Raw genomic sequence first — 16,941 nt, 5'->3', positions numbered from 1 at the left:
GTGCCCCCGGCGCGGGGCCCTGGCCGCGCAGTCAGCCGCGGTGGGCCCTTCGTCCGTCCGCCTGGAAACACAGCAGCGGGACTTCACGTTCGGCTTTTGTCAGCGAACCGTGCTGGCCCACCACCTCAAGGGCCGTTGGCCGGACCCGCCGGGTGTCATAAAAGGCCACGGCGTCCCTGGCCGCGATCATCACGTCCCCGATCCGCGGAACAACCTCGGCCCGGACCTCACCAAAGAGTCCCGCGGCGATGCCTTCCGCCCGGGTAAACGCCCAGATCCGCTCTCCGAAGCGTGCCCGCCAGGCCTCAACCAGCCGCAACCGGCCGGCGTCGCCCACCTGGTCGTCCAGGTACAGGTGGACCATCCGCGGCTCCCCCGCCGTGTGCCGGACACCGGCCACAAGTTCGGGGTCGGCGGAATAATCGATTCGCTGCGACTGCGGCACGTCAAGCATGCCGTGGTCCGCCGTGAGCACAATGGTGGTGCCTGCCGGCAGGGTGGCGCTCAGCCGTTTGACGGTGGCATCGAGTTCCTCCAGCTGGTGCTCCCACTGCGCTGACTGGCAGCCGTAGCGGTGCCCGGCCTTGTCCAGTTCGTTGACGTAGAAGTACATCAGGGACCGTCCCGATCCGGCCATCGCCTCGGCGGCGGCAGCGGTCCTGGCCTGCGCGGTGGTGGCAGTGACGTAGCGGCCGCCACGCAAGGCAGCGCGGGTCATGGCCGAGTCACTGAACTTCGGGAGGCTGACTGTGGTGACGTCCACATGGTCCGCGGACTGCTCGAACACCGTCGGGAACGGCTGCCACCGCTGCGGGTCGACGCCGGCGTCCCAGCCGCCAAGCATATTGACCACCCGGTCCTGATCCGGGTCCAGCACGTCGTAGCCCACCATGCCGTGCTGCCCGGCGGCCAGGCCGGTGCCGAAGCTGGCCAGCGACGCCGCGGTGGTGGACGGAAATGCGGAGTCCAGCCAGACCGGCACCTCGCCTTGCCCGGACTGCATGACGGAGCGCAGGAACGGTGTGTGCGCCGACTTCTGCTTCAGCAGGTTTCGGCCCAGCCCGTCGGCGAGAACAACGCAAACACGCTGCGCAGCCGGCAACTTGAGCCGGTTCTCGAAACCCGGCACGCCCAGGCTGGCGGCGGCACTTGTGAGCACTTCGGCGATGGAACGCTCACCGAACGCCGGGGCCGCGGGCAGGTTCTGCGCAAGGGCCGCGGCGGAGGACAGGGGTTGGGGGGTGCCGGCCGGTGCCATCTCAGCGCTGGTGGCCGCGGCTGGTGCGGCTGCCGAACACGCCCATACGCGGGCGCGGCGGAAGTCCCGAACCGGTGTGCGGGACCGGGGCCGTGGACCCGGTATTCACGGCGCGAAGGGCACGGGCGAACAGCTTGGCGTCCTGGACAGCCTGCAGGCCGTCGGCCTCGGCGCTGATCCGGAGGACAATGTCTTCCTGGGCGATGGTGCCGCTGTAGCCATGGTCGGACTCGCACTGCGGGTCGCCGCAGCTCGCCGGTCCCATGTCGAGGCGCTGGCCGCCGGACCAGGCGATGGACAGGGTCAACTCCCGCACGGGATCCGACGGTTTGTAGTCCTGGGGCTGGGCGTACACATAACTGAGCAGCACGGAACGGATCTGTGTCACCGGAACGGATTCGGTGGAGACCTGGGCCACGATCTGTTCCCCGGCCTCGTCCAGCTGCTGGTCATCCACATGGGTGATGACGAGCATGTCCTCGGTCAGGACCAGCACGGAAATGTGGCGCCGCACTTCGGCGCGGTCGAAGTGCGTCTCCAGGTGCACCAGGTGGGCCACGCAGTCACGGCCGTCAAGTGCATCGGCGACGACGTCGGCCACCAGCCGGGGGTAGAAACCGGCCTGCTGCAGTGCCCCTTCCAGGCTTTGACCCTGCGCGCTGTGATCATGCAGGCCTTGATGGTGCGCGCCCGGACGTCCGGATACTGCCGCCTGGGGCTTGGGTGTCGGAGACTGAAAGCTCATGGTCCCCATTTTCACAGATCGGCTGGGGACATGCTAACCCGTTGCCGGCCGGGCGCCGCCGCCGCCGTGGCGCCGGCACTCCCCCGCACCGGCTCCCGGGCCGTCAGCTGCGCATGGCCCGCCGGGCGCTGTCGGTGCGCTGGGCAGCATTCGCGATCCGGACGTCGGCAGCGAGGATGGCCGCGCCGTCCGGCCCGGCGAGCACGGGGTTGAAGTCCACCAAGGCGATTTCCGGGTGGTTGTCCTTGAGCTTGGTCAGCCGCGCCGCGAGGTCCTCCAGGGACCGCGCATCCACGGCCGGCAATCCCTGGTAGCCGAAGAGCTTGCGCGAGGCACGGGGGGACCGGATGAAATCATGCAGGTCGGAGCCGGAGAGCGGAGGCACCCGGTGGGCCCAGTCGTCCAGCAGGTTGACCGCATCGCCGGCCAGGCCAAAGGAAACCACGGGGCCCAGCAGCGGGTCCTCGATGGCGCGGAAGGTGCACGCCTGGCCTACCGGCGCCATGGTCTGCACCTCCAGCGACGGCGAGCCGTAGCGTTCCAGCGACTTGCGCATCTCCAGTACGTTGCGGCGCAGCGAGTCCGCATCCTGGATGTCCAGGCGCACCCCGCCCAGGTCCAGCCGGTGCCGCAGCGCAGGGTCGGTTGTTTTCAGGGCCACCGGCCAGCCAAGCCGGTCCGCGGCCGCGAGGGCCTGTTCGACGGTGTCGAAGCCGACCGACGGCACCACCCGGATACCGTAGCGGGCCAGCAGGCTGGCGGCCGTGTCCGGGTCCAGCCGGAGCAGTTGCTCACCGCCCACCCCGTCCAGCAGGCGTTCGAGCTCCTCGTGGGTGCCTTCGGGGTCGCAGCCCTCCGGCTCCGTGAACAATCCCTGGTCCCGGTCGAGCCACTGGGCGTAACGGACCACGGCACTAAGCGCCGCCACTGCCGTCCCGGGGTTGGAGAAGCAGGGAACCGCCGCCGGACCCGCGTCGGCTCCGACCATCCCTTCAACGTAGATCGAGGGGTCAAGGAGCCCGCTGAACGCCGCGACCACGGGTTTGCCCGCCGCCACCGAACATTCGGCCAGCACTTCGGCGATCTTCTCGACGGTCAGGCCGTGGGCCGGGAGCAGGGCGACCATCACGGTGTGGACGGTGTCCGCCGTGAGGATCTCCTGCAGGCTGTGCCGCAGCGCGGGCAGCGCCACGGACATCCCGGCGTCGAGGTCGACGTCGGTAACGATCCGCTCCACACCGAGGCCCTGGGCCGCGGCACTGTCAGCAACGACCTTGCCAAGGGCCCGCGAATTGCTGAAGACGGCGATACCCGGCCCCTTCGGCAGCGGCTGGCTCGAGACGATCTGCGCGACGTCCATAAGTTGCTCGATCGTCTCAACGCGGATCACCCCGGCCTGGCGCATCATCGCGTCAAGTGCCTCGGGCGGGGCCAGGGTGGTGCGGACCGCGTGGCCGGGAGGCAGGCCCAGGCCCGTCGCGTCGGATTTGGCCACGATGACCGGCTTGGTCCTGGCCAGGCGCCGGGCCAGGCGAGAAAATTTGCGCGGGTTGCCGATCGATTCCAGATAGAGCCCAACGGCGGTGGTGTCGGCGTCGTCCTCCCAGAACTGCATCATGTCGTTGCCGGAGACGTCGGCCCGGTTCCCGGCCGAGAGGAACGTGGAGATCCCGACGCGGCGCCGGCTGGAGGCGGCGTAGAGCGAGACACCGATCGCCGCTGACTGGCTGAACAGGCCCAGGCCGCCGCGGCCGGCCAGCGTGGGCGCCATCGAGGCGTTCAGTGATACAGCAGGGTTGGTGTTCACAATGCCCAGCGAGGCCGGCCCGATTACCCGCATGCCGTTGGCACGGGCCTGCCGGACGAGTTCGCGCTGCCGGGCCAGGCCGCGTTCGCCGTCGTCGGCATAGCCGGAGGTAGCCACCACAATTCCCTTGACCCCGGCGGCGCCGCACTCCGCCACGATTTTGGGGACCTCGGCATAGGGGACTGCGATGATGGCCAACTTAACCGGGCCCGGCACTTCGGCGAGCCGGGCAAAGGAGAGCATGCCGGCCAGCTCAAAGGCTTCCGGGTTGATGGCATAGACCGGGCCGGTGAAGCCGCCCTCGATGATGTGCTCCAGCAACTGGTAGCCCACGGTGCCCCATTTGCGGCTGGCCCCGATCACGGCGACAGAGGACGGCGCAAGCAGTTCCTGGATGCTGCGGGCCTCGGCGCGGTGTTCCCGTGACTCCATCACGGCGCGCGACTTGTCGGTGGGGTCGATATTGAATTCGAGGCTGACCACACCGTCGTCGAAATGGCGTTTGACGTCGTAGCCGGCATCTGAGAAGACCATCAGCATCTTGCGGTTTTCCGGGAGGACCTCGGCGCTGAATTTCCGGATCCCGTTTTCGCGGGCGGCGGCGGCGAGGTGTTCAAGCAGAATGGACCCGATGCCGCGGCCCTGGTGCGCGTCGGCGATGTTAAAGGCCACCTCGGCGTCGGCGGGGTCATCGAGCCGGTCATAGCGGCCGATGCCCATGATTTCCCCGCCTACTGTGATGACCAGGGCCACGCGGTCCTTGTAGTCCACTTCGGTGAACCGTTTGAGTTCCTTGGCGGACAGCTTGGACTTAAAGGCAAAGAACCGCATGTAGATGGACTTCTGCGACTGTCCCACGTGGAAAGCCTGGACAGCGTCCGAGTCGGACGGGTGGATCGGGCGCAGATGGGCCGTCCCGCCGTCACGCAGGACAACATCGGCTTCCCAATATTCCGGATATACGCCTTCCGCGGGCTGATCCACCATAGGCTTAGCCTAGTCATAAAGTTACGCAGCGCACGCTCAGCACCCCGCAGAAGGACCCACCAGCCTCATGGCCCGCCGCCAAAGCCCGTCCCCGGCAGGGGAAAGCAGCCAGGATTTCGTCGAGAACATCGTCGACATCGATGTCACCTCGGAGATGGAAGGATCGTTCCTCGAGTACGCCTATTCGGTGATTTACTCGCGGGCCCTTCCGGATGCCCGCGACGGGCTGAAACCTGTGCAGCGGCGCATCCTGTACATGATGAGCGAAATGGGCCTCCGGCCGGACCGCGGCCACGTCAAGAGCGCCCGCGTGGTGGGCGAGGTGATGGGTAAGCTTCACCCCCACGGTGACACCGCCATTTACGACGCGATGGTGCGCATGGCGCAGGACTTCTCGCTGCGGCTGCCGCTTATCGACGGCCACGGCAACTTCGGCTCGCTCGACGACGGACCCGCCGCACCCCGGTACACCGAGGCCCGGCTCGCGGCGGCGGCATTAACGCTGACCGACCACCTCGACGAGGACGTGGTGGACTTCGTCCCCAACTACGACAACCAGCTGACCCAGCCGGACGTGCTGCCGGCGGCGTTCCCGAATCTGCTGGTCAACGGCGCCACGGGCATCGCCGTCGGGATGGCCACGAACATGGCCCCGCACAACCTGGTCGAAGTGATTGCCGCCGCGCGGCACCTGATCGAGTACCCGGAGGCCACGCTCGAGGACATCATGAAGTTCGTCCCCGGCCCTGACCTGCCCACCGGCGGACGGATCGTGGGCCTGGACGGCATCCGCGACGCGTACGCGACCGGCCGCGGCTCCTTCAAGACCCGCGCCAAGGTGGAGGTCGAGCAGCTCTCGGCCCGCCGCACCGGTCTGGTGGTCACTGAACTGCCGTACATGGTGGGACCGGAAAAGGTGATCGAGAAGATCAAGGACGCCGTTAACGGCAAGAAGCTGACCGGTATCAGCGACATCGTGGACCTCACGGACCGCAAGCACGGCCTGCGCCTCGTGATCGAACTGAAGAACGGCTTTAACCCCGCTGCCGTGCTCCAACAGCTCTACCGCTACTCGCCGATGGAGGATTCCTTCGGCATCAACAACGTCACACTCGTCGACGGCCAGCCGCAGACCCTGGGCCTGCTGCAGTTGCTCTCCGTCTACGTGGAACACCGCATCATCGTGGTGCGCCGGCGAACCGCTTACCGGCTCGGCAAGAAGAAGGACCGCCTGCACCTGGTCGAGGGCCTCCTGATCGCCATCGTGGACATAGACGAGGTCATCCAGATCATCCGGTCCTCGGACGAGGCGGCCGCGGCCCGGACCCGGCTGATGTCCATCTACGATCTCTCGGAGATCCAGGCCAACTACATCCTGGAACTCCGGCTCCGGCAGCTGACCAAGTACTCCCGAATCGAGTTGGAGAAGGAACAGGACGAGTTGCGCCGCGAGATTGCCGAGCTCGAGGCCATCCTCGGCTCCAGCGAGCGGCTCCGCGGCTTGGTGTCCGCCGAGCTGGCAGAGATCGCGGAAAAATATGGAACACCCCGCCGCACCGTGCTGCTGGAATCCGAGGCCGTCTCCCCCACTGTCGCCGCGCTGGCCGCCGCGACGGGTACCCGGGGCAAGGCTGCGCCGCTGGCCCTCGAAATCCCGGATGACCCCTGCTGGGCGATCCTGACGGTGTCCGGGCAAATTGCGCGGACCACCAACCGGGACAGCCTCGCCGAATCGGGTCCGCGGACCAGGCACGATGTGTTCGCCTCGGTGGTGAAGTCCTCGGCGCGCGGCGAGATCGCCGCCGTCACCTCCCAGGGCCGTATGCTTCGGCTCCAGGTGATGGACATGCCGGTATTGCCGCCGACTTCCGGTACACCGAACATGGCCGGCGGCGTCCCGGCCAAGGACTTCATCACCCTGCTCAAGGGCGAGTCGCTTGTGGCGTTCGCGCCGCTGGATGAGGTGCTCGCCATCGGCACTGCCCAGGGCGTCGTGAAACGTGTCCAGCCCGACTACCCGCTGAACCGCGAGGACTGGGAAGCCATCGCGCTCAAGGACAAGGACACCGTGGTGGGGGTGGCTCCCGCCGGGTCCGACGACGTCGACCTCGTTTTTGTGACCCGGCAGTCCCAGCTGCTGCGCTTCGCCGCCTCCGCTGTCCGTCCGCAAGGCAGGACCGCCGGCGGCATGGCAGGGATCAAGCTGGCCGCCGGGGACCGGGTGATGTTCTTCGGCGCCGCGAGCCCGGACGACAGCGCCGCAGTTGTCGTGACCATCGCGGGCACGGAGGGGGCCCTGCCGGGCACGGCCCCTGGTGCCGCCAAGGTCACGGCGCTGGCCGAATACCCTGCCAAGGGCCGCGCCACCGCCGGGGTCCGGGCACACCGTTTCCTCAAGGGTGAGGACACCCTGCTCCTCGCGTGGGCAGGCCACGGCCCGGCAAAGGCCTCTTCGCTGGCCGGTGTGGCGCGTTCCCTTCCCGGTGAACACGGCCGCCGCGACGGGTCCGGCATTCCGCTCTCGCAGGCAATCGACGCGATCGGTCCGAGTATGTCCTGGCAGCCGGAACCCGGTGCGGATTCCTAAGCCGGCAACGGCGCATGCCGCGGCGGGACAATACGCTTAGACTGCTCCCATGCCTATCATCGCGGACAACAAGGACTGGACCTGGGTGCTGTCGCAGCCTTGTCCGGAATGCGGTTTCGACGTCACAGCAAGCACCCCGGCGACGGTGCCGGGGCAGCTGGCAAGCATGCTTCCCCGCTGGCGGGCGGCACTGCGTCGCCCGGAGGCGGCGGAACGCCCGGACGTAAACACTTGGTCGGTGCTGGAGTACGCCTGCCATGTCCGGGACGTCTTCAGCCTGTTCGATTACCGGCTGGATCTGATGGTCAGCGGCGAGGACGCCCGGTTCGCAGATTGGGACCAGGACCTCACCGCCGTCGAGAAGGACTATGCCAGCGCCGATCCGGCCAAGGTCAGCGCGGAACTTACCGCTGAGGGCGAGCAGATCGCGGCGTCCTTCGGCCGGGTCCCGGAGGACCAATGGGACCGCAAGGGCACCCGGAGCAACGGCTCGGAGTTCACCGTCCTGACGTTCTCGCAGTACTTCCTGCACGACGTGATCCACCATCTCCACGATGTGGATGCCTAACCCGCCGACAGCTGGCTGGTGAACTACCAGCGGGTCCGGGCCGCTACAGTTCCTTGTCCCAGGCCATGCTGCGGCTGACGGCCACATAGCCCATCTTGGTATAGAGGGCCAAGGCACCGGTCGGGTTCTCCGAGTCGACGTCGAGGGAGGCCTGGTCCATCCCGGCCGCGGCGAAACGGCGCATCGCGTCGGTCAGCAGGGCTTGTGCCACGCCGCGGCCGCGGAACTCCCGCCGGACGCCCAGCAGGTCCGTGTAACCCTCCGTGTAGCCCCTGGACCCAGCGATGGCAGCGTCATGGCTGGCGAGCTGGTAGCCGGCGACCCTCCCGGTGGCCCGTTCCAGCACCACAGCGCTGAGATCCGGCCGGGCCAGCGGGTCGTTCAGCACAAAGCCCCACGCCTCATGGTCCCGGGGCTCGCTGCCCCAGTGGTCCTGGAATGCTTCATTGTGCGCAAGCCGCACCGGCTCGTGCAGCTCGGGGCCAAAGGTCACCAGCTCCAAGGCGGCGTCAAGCACAACCTCGGGGACGCCATCCTTTAGCGGGCGGTGCATCTCGTTAAAGTAGCGGACAATCCGGTAGCCGGCGGCCTGGAACAGCGCCGCCTGGTGCGTGTGCTGCTCTTCCGCCTGGAGCCGCAGCTTGGGCCTGGCTCCCGGCATTGCGTCCACGGCAAAACGCTGCCGGGTCACGGATTCCATCCAGCCCAGCAACCCGGTGCCGATCCCGGTTCCCTGCCATCCGGGATCGACGGCGCCGTAGCCGATCGCCTTCTCGCCTTCCGGGTTCTTGGTGATCCGGCCGTAAGCCCGGGCCACGCCCTCCCCGTCGATGCCGAGGATGGTATTTGCGGCAGCAGGATTCATTGTCGAGGCGAGGACCTGTTCCAGGTCCGCACGGCGTTCGAACCAGGCCGGCTGTTCGACGCCGGCGGTCCGGGCGATCAGCGCGGCCCAGCCATCCAGGTCCGCGGGCCGGCCGGCCCGCCACTGTAGGCGGTGGTCCAGGCTGGTTCGGGGATCGGCGTGTCCGTGCATGGCAACAGGTTAACCTGCGGTCTACCCCCGCGCCAGCGACGGCGTTGGCGCCCCGGAACGCAGCTCATGGCCGGCGGCCGCGTGGTCCAGATCCAGGCGGGTGTCCGCATCGGCAATATCCGCCGGGTTGTGAGTCACCAGCACTACTGTGCGGTCCCGCAGGCCGCGCCGGAGCTGCGCCAGCATCAGCCGGCCGGACTCCGCGTCAAGGTGCGCCGTGGGTTCGTCCAGCAGGATGATATCCGCCCCGGTCAGGAGCGTGCGGGCAACGGCCAGCCGCTGCCGTTCGCCGCCGCTGAGGAACGCACCCCCGGGCCCGATCCGTGTGTCCAATCCGTGCTCCAGCCGCCCGATCAGCGGAGCGAGGCCCACGTCAGCCAGGGCAGCGCGCAGCAGCTCTTCCTGTCCCCGGCGCCGGTCTTCGGGGAGCCCGAGGAGCAGGTTGCCGCGGATGGTCGAGTCGAACAGATGCGCCTCCTGCGGGCACCACGCCGCCCGCCCACCCAACAGGACGTGGCCGCCTGCTGCCGGCAGGAAACCCAGGATCACGGCAAGCAGGGTGGATTTTCCGGAGCCGGAAGCCCCGGTCACAGACAGCCAGCGGCCGGGTTCGGCCGTGGCCGTGAGCGCAGTGAAGACCGGCAGCCCGCCGGGCCAGGCGGCGGCCAGGTCCTGGAGTTCGATGCCCGGCCGGCCGCCTGCCCTGGCCCCGACCGGCACCAGCCCGCCGGAAGTCTTTGCGTCGTGGTCATCGAGGACGCCCGCTTCGCCGATTCGCTCAAGCACGGCCCGCAACGCCGGGTACTGCCGGACGGCCGTTGTGATTCCCGCGTAGGGCTCCACCAGCGCGAGTTGGAGCAGTACAACGACGGCGGCAGTGGAGGCTGCGACGGCACCGCTGAGGACCGAGGGAGCCGCCAGCACCGCGCTGGCGAGGGCTGCGCTTCCGCAAGCCAGCACGGTCAGGCCCTGCCCGAGCCCCTCGGCCCAGGCCGAGCGCTGGGAAGCAGCAGTCGCCGCGCCGTCGGCGCCGGTGATGGCGTCGAGCACCGGTGCGCATACGCCGTTGGCGTGGAGCTCGGCGCGGGCATCGAGGGCCGCCGCCACTTGGCGGAGGACCCCGGAGCGGAGGCTTTGTTCGGTGCCGGCGGACATCCGGTCCGCGGCCAGGGCCAGCGCCGGGGCTGCCACCAGGCTTAGCAGGGCGGCGGCAATCACGGCCGGGAGCGCTGCCGGCACCAGCAGCGCGATGCCGGTAACGGCGGCGGCAGCGACGGCCAGGGCCGTCAGCGGCGGCAGGACCACACGGGGCAGGAGCTCACGTATCGTGTCGACGTCGTCCACCACGGTACCCAGGACGTTGCCGCCCTGCAGCAGCCGGCGCAGCGAGAGGGCGCGCCGGCTCAGCGATTCCCAGAGCCGGCCGCGGAGCCGTGTCAGGGCAGCAAAGACAGCATCGTGCAACAGCAGGCGTTCAAGGTACCGCAGCGCCGCCCGGCCGATGCCGAAGAAACGTACACCCACGATTGCGGTGAGCAGGTACAAGATGGGCGGCTGCTCGCTGGCGCGAATGATCAGCCAGCCGGAGAGCCCGGAGAGTGCGACGGCAAAGAGTGCGGCAAGGGTGCCGACAGCACCGGCCGCGGCGAACGCGAACTGGACCGGTGCGAGCAGCCGGCGGAGCCGCGCCGCCGTCGAACCGTGGCCGGCCGGCGCTCCAAGCGCGCCCCGGTGTTCCGGGCCCTCACCCATTCCCGGCTCCGCAGGCACGGGCCCGGACAGCTGCACTCCGGACAGCTGCACATTGGACGGCCGGGATGCGGCGGCAGGGGAAACGGCCGCCGCGGCGGCCGCCGCCACCGAGCTGCCGGCACCGATTGCCGGCGCTGCACCGATTGCCGGCGCTCGCCCGGGGGCCACCGCCACCAGCTCATCGGCAAGCTCCCGGGTCGCCTGGTCGTGAGCCACCAACACGATGGTGACCTTTCCCCGCAGCCCGGCAACGGCGCGGCTGACCGCTGTTGCTGAGGCACGGTCCAGGTGTGCCGTAGGTTCATCGAGCAGCAGCACCGTAGCGCCCGCTTCCACTCGGGCCAGGCCGCGCGCCAGTGCGACGCGGCGCAGCTCCCCCGGGCTGAGTTCGGCCGGGTGTTTCGCGGCGAGGTGCTCCGCGGCGCAGGCACGCAGGCAACGCAGGGCCGTGGCCGCGCCGGCGCCGGACGCGGCTCCGTCCGGTGCGGCGCCCAGATAGAGCCGCACCTCGTCCAGCACTGTCGGTGCAACCATCACGGGATGCTGCGGTACCCAGGCCAGGTCGGCCGGGGTGAATCCTTCTAACCGACCGGTGACGGTGGTTTTTCCGCCGGTGCCGATGGTGCCGGCCAGGACGCCGAGTACTGTGCTCTTGCCGGCACCGCTGGCTCCGTCGAGGGCGGTGATCCGGCCCGCGCCGGCGGTGAAGCTGAGCGGTCCGACGGCGGAGTCCAGGCTGCCTCGGTAGCTGACGACCAGCCCGACCACTGCCACGGCAGGGGGGCCGGCGGCCGGGCCTGCCGTGCCGGCAACCGCGGCAGCGGATGGCGGGACGGGGCGAAGGGGCGTGGATTCGGGTGCCTCGAGGACTGCGGTGGTTTCGGCGAGCGCGGCGCGGCCGTCGTCACTGGCGTGGTGGGCAGTGCCCAGTTCCCGCAACGGCAGGTAACAGTCAGGGGCGAGGATCAGGGCCAGCAGCCCGGCTTCCAGTGCCATGTCACCGTGCACCAGCCGGACGCCGATAAAGACCGCGACGACGGCCACAGAGATGGTGGCGATGAGCTCCAGCGCGAGCGCGGACAGGAAGGCGGTCCGCAACGTCCCCATGGTCCGCCGTCGATACTCCTCCGAGAGGTCCTCAAGGGCCTTGCGCTGGGCAGTGGCGCGGCCGAGCCCAACGAGCACGGGCAGGCCCTTGGCGAGTTCCAGCATGTGGCCGGAGAGCCGCGACAGCGCCGACCGGGCTTCCCGGACGCGCTCATCGGTGTACCGGCCGATCAGGACCATAAACACCGGCACCAGCGGGACGGTCAGCACAATCACAACGGCACTGATCCAGTCGGCGAACAGAATGCGGGCTCCCAGCAGCAGCGGGAGCGCAGCGCAGTTCACCAGGGCCGGGAGGTACTGGGTGTAGTAGCTGTCCAAGGCATCCAGTCCCCTGGTCGCGAGAATGGCAAGGCCGCCGTCGGCGGGCCCGGCGGACCGGGTGCCGCTGCGCAGCGCACGCGCCAGCAGCTGCGAACGCAGTTCCTCCTTCACACCCAGTGCAGCGCGGCGCGACGCTGCCGCCTGCGCCCAGACGGTCAGGGAGCGCAGCACCACCCCGGCAACCCCCCAGTACAGCTGAGCGTTCCAGGCCGGGTCGCCGGCCATCAGGCCGGCCAGCATGGATGCCACCGCCTGGCCGACCAGCACGAGGGACAAGGCCTTCAGGGCCGCGAGCAGGCCCAGCAGGTACAGGGCTGTGCGGTTGGCGCGCCCCCGGGGGAACTGCGGTCTCATCAGGTGCTAGTCCTTGGGTGCCAGTGCTTTGGCTGCGATAGCCGGGAGGAAGCTGTGGGCCGCCGGGATGTGCGCGTCGCTTACCCGGCGCCGGAACACCCAGTACGTCCATGCCTGGTAGGCGAGCACCAGCGGCAGCCCGATGCAGGCGACGACGGTCATCAGCCCCAGGGTGTAGTCCGAGGAGGAGGCATTTGAGATTGTCAGGTTGAAGTCCGGGTTCAGCGTGGACGGCAGTACCACGGGAAAGGCTGCGCCAAAGATTGATGCGCTGCCCAGCAGCAGGAAGGCGCCCAGCGACACAAACGCCCGTCCCTCGGCACCCTTGCGGGCAAAGGTCCAGGCCAGGACTGCTGCCACCACTGCGGCAACGACGGCCAGCACGGTCCAGATCTCGCCGCTGAGCAGCTGCAGGCTCACGGCCCAGCCCGCGATCGGAAGCAGCAGCACGGGCAGCAGCCGGACGAACCACCGGCGGGCGCGGTGCCGGATCTCGCCGTCGGTCTTCAAGGCCAGGAAGGCGAGCCCGTGGAGCAGGGAGAAGCCGACGACGGCAAGGCCGCCGAGCACGGCGTAGGCACTGAACCACGCGAAGGGGCCGCCTTCACGGTCGCCGTTGGCGTTCAACGGGAGTCCGGTGGTGGTCAGTGCGAGGGCGGCTCCTACGCCGAAGGCCGCCACGAGGGAGCCGAGCGAGATGGCCCAGTCCCAGCGGGCACGCCATCGCGGGTCGTCCACCTTGCCGCGGTATTCAAAGGCCACGGCGCGGAAGATAAGGGCCACCAGGACCAGCAGCAGCGGCAGGTAGAGGGCGGAGAACAAGGAGGCGTACCAGAACGGGAAGGCCGCGAAGGTAGCACCCCCGGCCGTCAGCAGCCAGACCTCGTTGCCGTCCCAGACCGGTCCTACGGTGTTGAGCAAGACGCGGCGTTCGGTATTGTTCCGGGCGAAGCCCTTCATCAGCATGCCGACGCCGAGGTCAAAGCCTTCGAGAAAGAGATAGCCCGTCCACAGCACCGCGATGGCGATGAACCAGATGGTGGGAAGCAGTTCCATGCTGAGTATCCTCTGCGTTTCTTGGGGAGCGAAGGCTTAGTAGGCGAAAGCCAGGACGTCGTCGGCATCCCCGGGCGTGCCCGGGCCGCCCGGCGCCGAGTCATGGTCATCGGGAACGTGGGCGAGCTCGGGCATGGCCGAGACCACCCCGCCCCGGATATACGTGACCAGCAGCTTGACTTCCACCACCAGCAACACCGCGTACACGGCGGTCAGCACCACAAGCGAGGTCAGGAGCTCACCGGCAGAGACGCCCGGTGAGACGGCCGCGGCCGTGAACATAAAGACCTGGTCGATCCCGCTGGGATCCGGGTTGGGGGCGACAACAAAAGGCTGGCGGCCCATTTCGGTGAAGATCCAGCCGGCGGCGTTGGCCCCGAATGGTGCCAGGATCCCGAACACGGCAAGCCGCATCAGGCCGCGGGAGGCGGGCACTGTCCCTTTGCGGGTGATCCACAGTGCAGCGAGGGCGGCCAGGGCCGCCGCTCCGCCGAAACCGATCATCATCCGGAAGCCCCAGTAGGTAACCTCCATGACCGGAACGTACTGGATCTCCTGGCCGGCGCGGTCCCCATAGATCGGGTTGTCCGGCAAATTGGTCCCGTAGTCGGCCTTGTACTGGTCAAGCAGGCTGTTTACGCCCTTGACCTCGGTGGTGAAGTCCCCCTTGGCGAGGAAGGACAGGATTCCGGGGACCTCGATCACGGCGACTACGTCATCGCAGTTTTTGGAGCCGACGTTTCCGACGCTGAGGATGGAGAACCCGGTGCCGTCGTGGCAGGCCGCCTCGGCGGCGGCCATCTTCATGGGCTGCTGCTCGAACATCAGCTTCCCCTGCAGATCTCCGGTGATGGCGGTGCCGGCGAAGGAAATCATGGCGACGACGGCGCCGATCCGCAATGAACGGATCCAGACGGCGTGGTCGGTGCGGTCCCGGCCGGGGATGGCGGCCTCGCCGGGAATCACCCTTCCATCGGCATCGACGGCGTCGATCCCATCGTGGCGGCGGCGCCACAAGTGGTACCAGGCGATGCCCAGCAGGAAAGCCCCGGCGACGGCCAGGGCGCCGAAGAGGGTGTGCGGGACAGCAACCAGGGCGGTGTTGTTGGTAAAGACCGCCCAGGCGTCGGTCATCACCGGACGGCCGTTGATCATCTCCACGCCGACCGGGTGCTGCATCCAACTGTTCGCCACGATGATGAAATAGGCGGAGAAGACCGATCCGATCACGGCGATCCAGAGGCAGGCAAGGTGCACGGCGGGCTTGAGTTGCTTCCAGCCAAAGATCCACAGGCCCAGGAACGTCGATTCCACAAAAAACGCCAGCAGGGCTTCGAGGGCCAGCGGTGCGCCGAAAACGTCGCCCACAAAGCGGCTGTACTCACTCCACGCCATGCCGAACTGGAATTCCTGCACAATGCCGGTGGCGACGCCCATGATGAAGTTGATCAGGAAGAGCTTGCCCCAGAACTTGGTCATCCGGAGGTACTCCGGTTTGCCGGTCCGGTGCCACATCGTCTGGATCACGGCGACCACAAGGCCCAGCCCGATCGTCAGCGGCACCATCATAAAGTGGTAGACAGTGGTGATTCCGAATTGCCAGCGTGCGATTTCCAAAGCGTCCAAGGCAGTCCCTAACTGTGCTGAGCGGGCAACTTCTACATGATGTAGAAAACTTCTTCTACAAAGTGTAGAACAAATCATCAGCTCGCTGCACCCAGCGTTGCACGCCACGGAACGAGCCGCAATGGAGCCTGAGCACGGGAAACGCCGCGCCTGCGGTGTCCCCGGCTGCGCCGGATGGCCCCTGATCGACTCCGGCCTGCGACACGCCCGGCCGAAGTCTTCTACCTCATGTAGAAACTATCCGCAAAACACGGTAAATTTAAGACCACAGCATTGATGGAACGCCCTGCAGGCTGGATCGCCGCAGCGGCACTGACAAAGGACGTACGGAATGGCTAGTCTCGGTGAACTGGAACGGGCAGTGATGGACCTGCTCTGGGCGGGCCACGAGGCTGCCACAGCAAACACCCTGCGGGATCTGCTGGCACAAAGCACACGCGCCGAAAACGGCGCCAGGGGGCACGAGGGCAAGGATCTGGCCGTTACGACGGTTCTGACAGTACTTTCCCGGCTGGAGCGCAAGGGCCTTGTCGAGCGGGAACGCGGCACCCGTCCGCACCGCTACCAGGCCGTCTCCAGCCGCGAGGACCACACCGCTGAGCTGATGCACGAGGTTCTGGGGTCCGCGCCGGACCGCGAGGCCGTGCTCGCCAGGTTTATTGGTTCGGTCACGGACACCGAGGCAGAAACGCTGCGCAAGCTGCTGGGGCTCAGCTAGCGCCCGATGTTCTGGACCTCATGGTTTCTGGCGGTCCTTGCGATAGTGCTGGCCTGGCCGGTGCCTATCCTGCTCTCGCACGCCCAGTGGCCGGCGCGCTCCCCGTTCACGGCCATGCTGCTCTGGCAGACCATCGCACTGGCGGGCGGCCTGTCGATGATCGGAGCCATGCTGGTTTACGGGCTGGAGCCGGTCGGAGACAATCTATTGGCCGGCCTGAGGGCTCTGGCCCGGATCGTCTTCAACAACGCGCCGACAACGGCGTTGGGGTTTTGGCACATTTTTGCGCTCTCGGCAGCGGCCCTGCTCTCGGCGCACCTTGTGTTCACGCTGCTGCTGACCTACTACAAAATCCAGCGCCAGCGGCGCCGGCACCGCGAACTGCTGGAGTTGCTGGCCTCACCTTCCGTTGACGGTCCGCGGACCATGGTGATCAATGTCGACTCCCCCGTTGCGTATTGCCTGCCGGGCGGGGCCCGCTCGGTCACCGTCCTCTCCGACGGATTGATGGCGGCTTTGGAGCCGGCGGAGTTGCGTGCGGTCCTGAACCACGAGAACGCCCATCTGGACCAGCGCCACCACCTGCTGCTCTGGGCCTTTGCGGCCTGGCGGCAGGCCCTTCCCTGGCTGCCTACCACCCGTCTGGCGCAGGAAGCGGTCAGTTCCCTGATCGAGATGCTTGCCGACGACGTCGCGCTGAAGACCGAGAGCAGGGCGACCCTGATCAAGGCCATCGCGATTGTGGCCAGCGGGTCACCCGGCGCCGCAGGCGGCCGGTTGGCTTTTAGCGAACCGGAGCTCTCCGACGTCGAAACCGGGCAGCCCGGTGCCACCGGAGGCGCCGGTTCCGCCCGGGCAACGGCGTCCCGAGTCAGCCGGTTGCTTGCGCCGCAGCCGCCCCTGCCGCAACCGCTGCGGGCCGGCGTCCTGGCAATCTGCCTGGTGCTGCTGACGGCGCCGACAGCGTTGCTGATTGTCCCCGGCCTGCTGGGCTGACCACCGCGGTTGACCGTGGC

At 68.1% G+C, this 16,941-nt stretch carries 11 protein-coding genes; 4 read left to right on the top strand and 7 right to left on the bottom strand.

The window, feature by feature from the left end; genetic code table 11:
- Positions 1-31: 31 nt before the first annotated feature.
- The 3 genes from QI450_RS05265 to QI450_RS05255 all read right to left on the bottom strand — a co-directional run bounded on the left by QI450_RS05265 (position 32) and on the right by QI450_RS05255 (position 4,797).
- Positions 32-1,258 (bottom strand): nucleotide pyrophosphatase/phosphodiesterase family protein, encoded by a 1,227-nt coding sequence (locus QI450_RS05265; RefSeq protein WP_226773232.1) that lies wholly within the window; start codon positions 1,256-1,258, stop codon positions 32-34.
- A 1-nt stretch (position 1,259) separates the two neighbouring features.
- A complete protein-coding gene (locus QI450_RS05260; protein ID WP_226773233.1) occupies positions 1,260-2,003 on the bottom strand; it encodes a DUF5998 family protein in 744 nt (247 codons plus the stop codon).
- 103 nt (positions 2,004-2,106) lie between these two features.
- Positions 2,107-4,797, bottom strand: a complete 2,691-nt coding sequence (locus tag QI450_RS05255; RefSeq protein WP_226773234.1) for a GNAT family N-acetyltransferase — start codon at positions 4,795-4,797, stop codon at positions 2,107-2,109.
- Positions 4,798-4,864: 67 nt separating this feature from the next.
- Here QI450_RS05255 and QI450_RS05250 point away from each other — a divergent pair, with 67 nt between their 5' ends.
- Positions 4,865-7,384, top strand: coding sequence for a DNA topoisomerase IV subunit A (locus tag QI450_RS05250; protein ID WP_226773235.1), 2,520 nt, complete (start codon positions 4,865-4,867; stop codon positions 7,382-7,384).
- Between the two features lie 49 nt (positions 7,385-7,433).
- Positions 7,434-7,952, top strand: coding sequence for a DinB family protein (locus QI450_RS05245; protein WP_226773236.1), 519 nt, complete (start codon positions 7,434-7,436; stop codon positions 7,950-7,952).
- A gap of 43 nt (positions 7,953-7,995) precedes the next feature.
- On the opposite strand, the gene QI450_RS05240 is transcribed toward QI450_RS05245, so the two are convergent.
- Genes QI450_RS05240 through QI450_RS05225 form a run of 4 tightly spaced genes read right to left on the bottom strand, consistent with a single transcriptional unit; the run spans position 7,996 to position 15,207 of the window.
- Complete coding sequence (locus tag QI450_RS05240) at positions 7,996-8,988, bottom strand: GNAT family N-acetyltransferase (protein ID WP_282359844.1); 993 nt, start codon at positions 8,986-8,988, stop codon at positions 7,996-7,998.
- Between the two features lie 21 nt (positions 8,989-9,009).
- Positions 9,010-12,525, bottom strand: coding sequence for a thiol reductant ABC exporter subunit CydD (cydD, locus tag QI450_RS05235; RefSeq protein WP_226773237.1), 3,516 nt, complete (start codon positions 12,523-12,525; stop codon positions 9,010-9,012).
- 6 nt (positions 12,526-12,531) lie between these two features.
- On the bottom strand, positions 12,532-13,581 hold the full coding sequence (gene cydB, locus QI450_RS05230; protein WP_226773238.1) for a cytochrome d ubiquinol oxidase subunit II: 1,050 nt from the start codon (positions 13,579-13,581) through the stop codon (positions 12,532-12,534).
- Between the two features lie 36 nt (positions 13,582-13,617).
- Complete coding sequence (locus QI450_RS05225) at positions 13,618-15,207, bottom strand: cytochrome ubiquinol oxidase subunit I (RefSeq protein ID WP_226773239.1); 1,590 nt, start codon at positions 15,205-15,207, stop codon at positions 13,618-13,620.
- A 331-nt stretch (positions 15,208-15,538) separates the two neighbouring features.
- Between QI450_RS05225 and QI450_RS05220 the strand changes: the two genes are divergently transcribed.
- Both QI450_RS05220 and QI450_RS05215 read left to right on the top strand, forming a co-directional pair.
- Positions 15,539-15,925: a BlaI/MecI/CopY family transcriptional regulator gene (locus QI450_RS05220; protein ID WP_226773240.1), complete on the top strand. Its 387-nt coding sequence runs from the start codon at positions 15,539-15,541 to the stop codon at positions 15,923-15,925.
- Between the two features lie 6 nt (positions 15,926-15,931).
- On the top strand, positions 15,932-16,921 hold the full coding sequence (locus tag QI450_RS05215; protein WP_226773241.1) for a M56 family metallopeptidase: 990 nt from the start codon (positions 15,932-15,934) through the stop codon (positions 16,919-16,921).
- The last annotated feature ends 20 nt before the right edge of the window (positions 16,922-16,941 follow it).

The sequence above is a fragment of the Arthrobacter sp. EM1 genome, assembly GCF_029964055.1.
In the GTDB taxonomy this organism is placed as follows: domain Bacteria; phylum Actinomycetota; class Actinomycetes; order Actinomycetales; family Micrococcaceae; genus Arthrobacter.
This window is presented reverse-complemented; position numbering and strand designations above follow the sequence as displayed.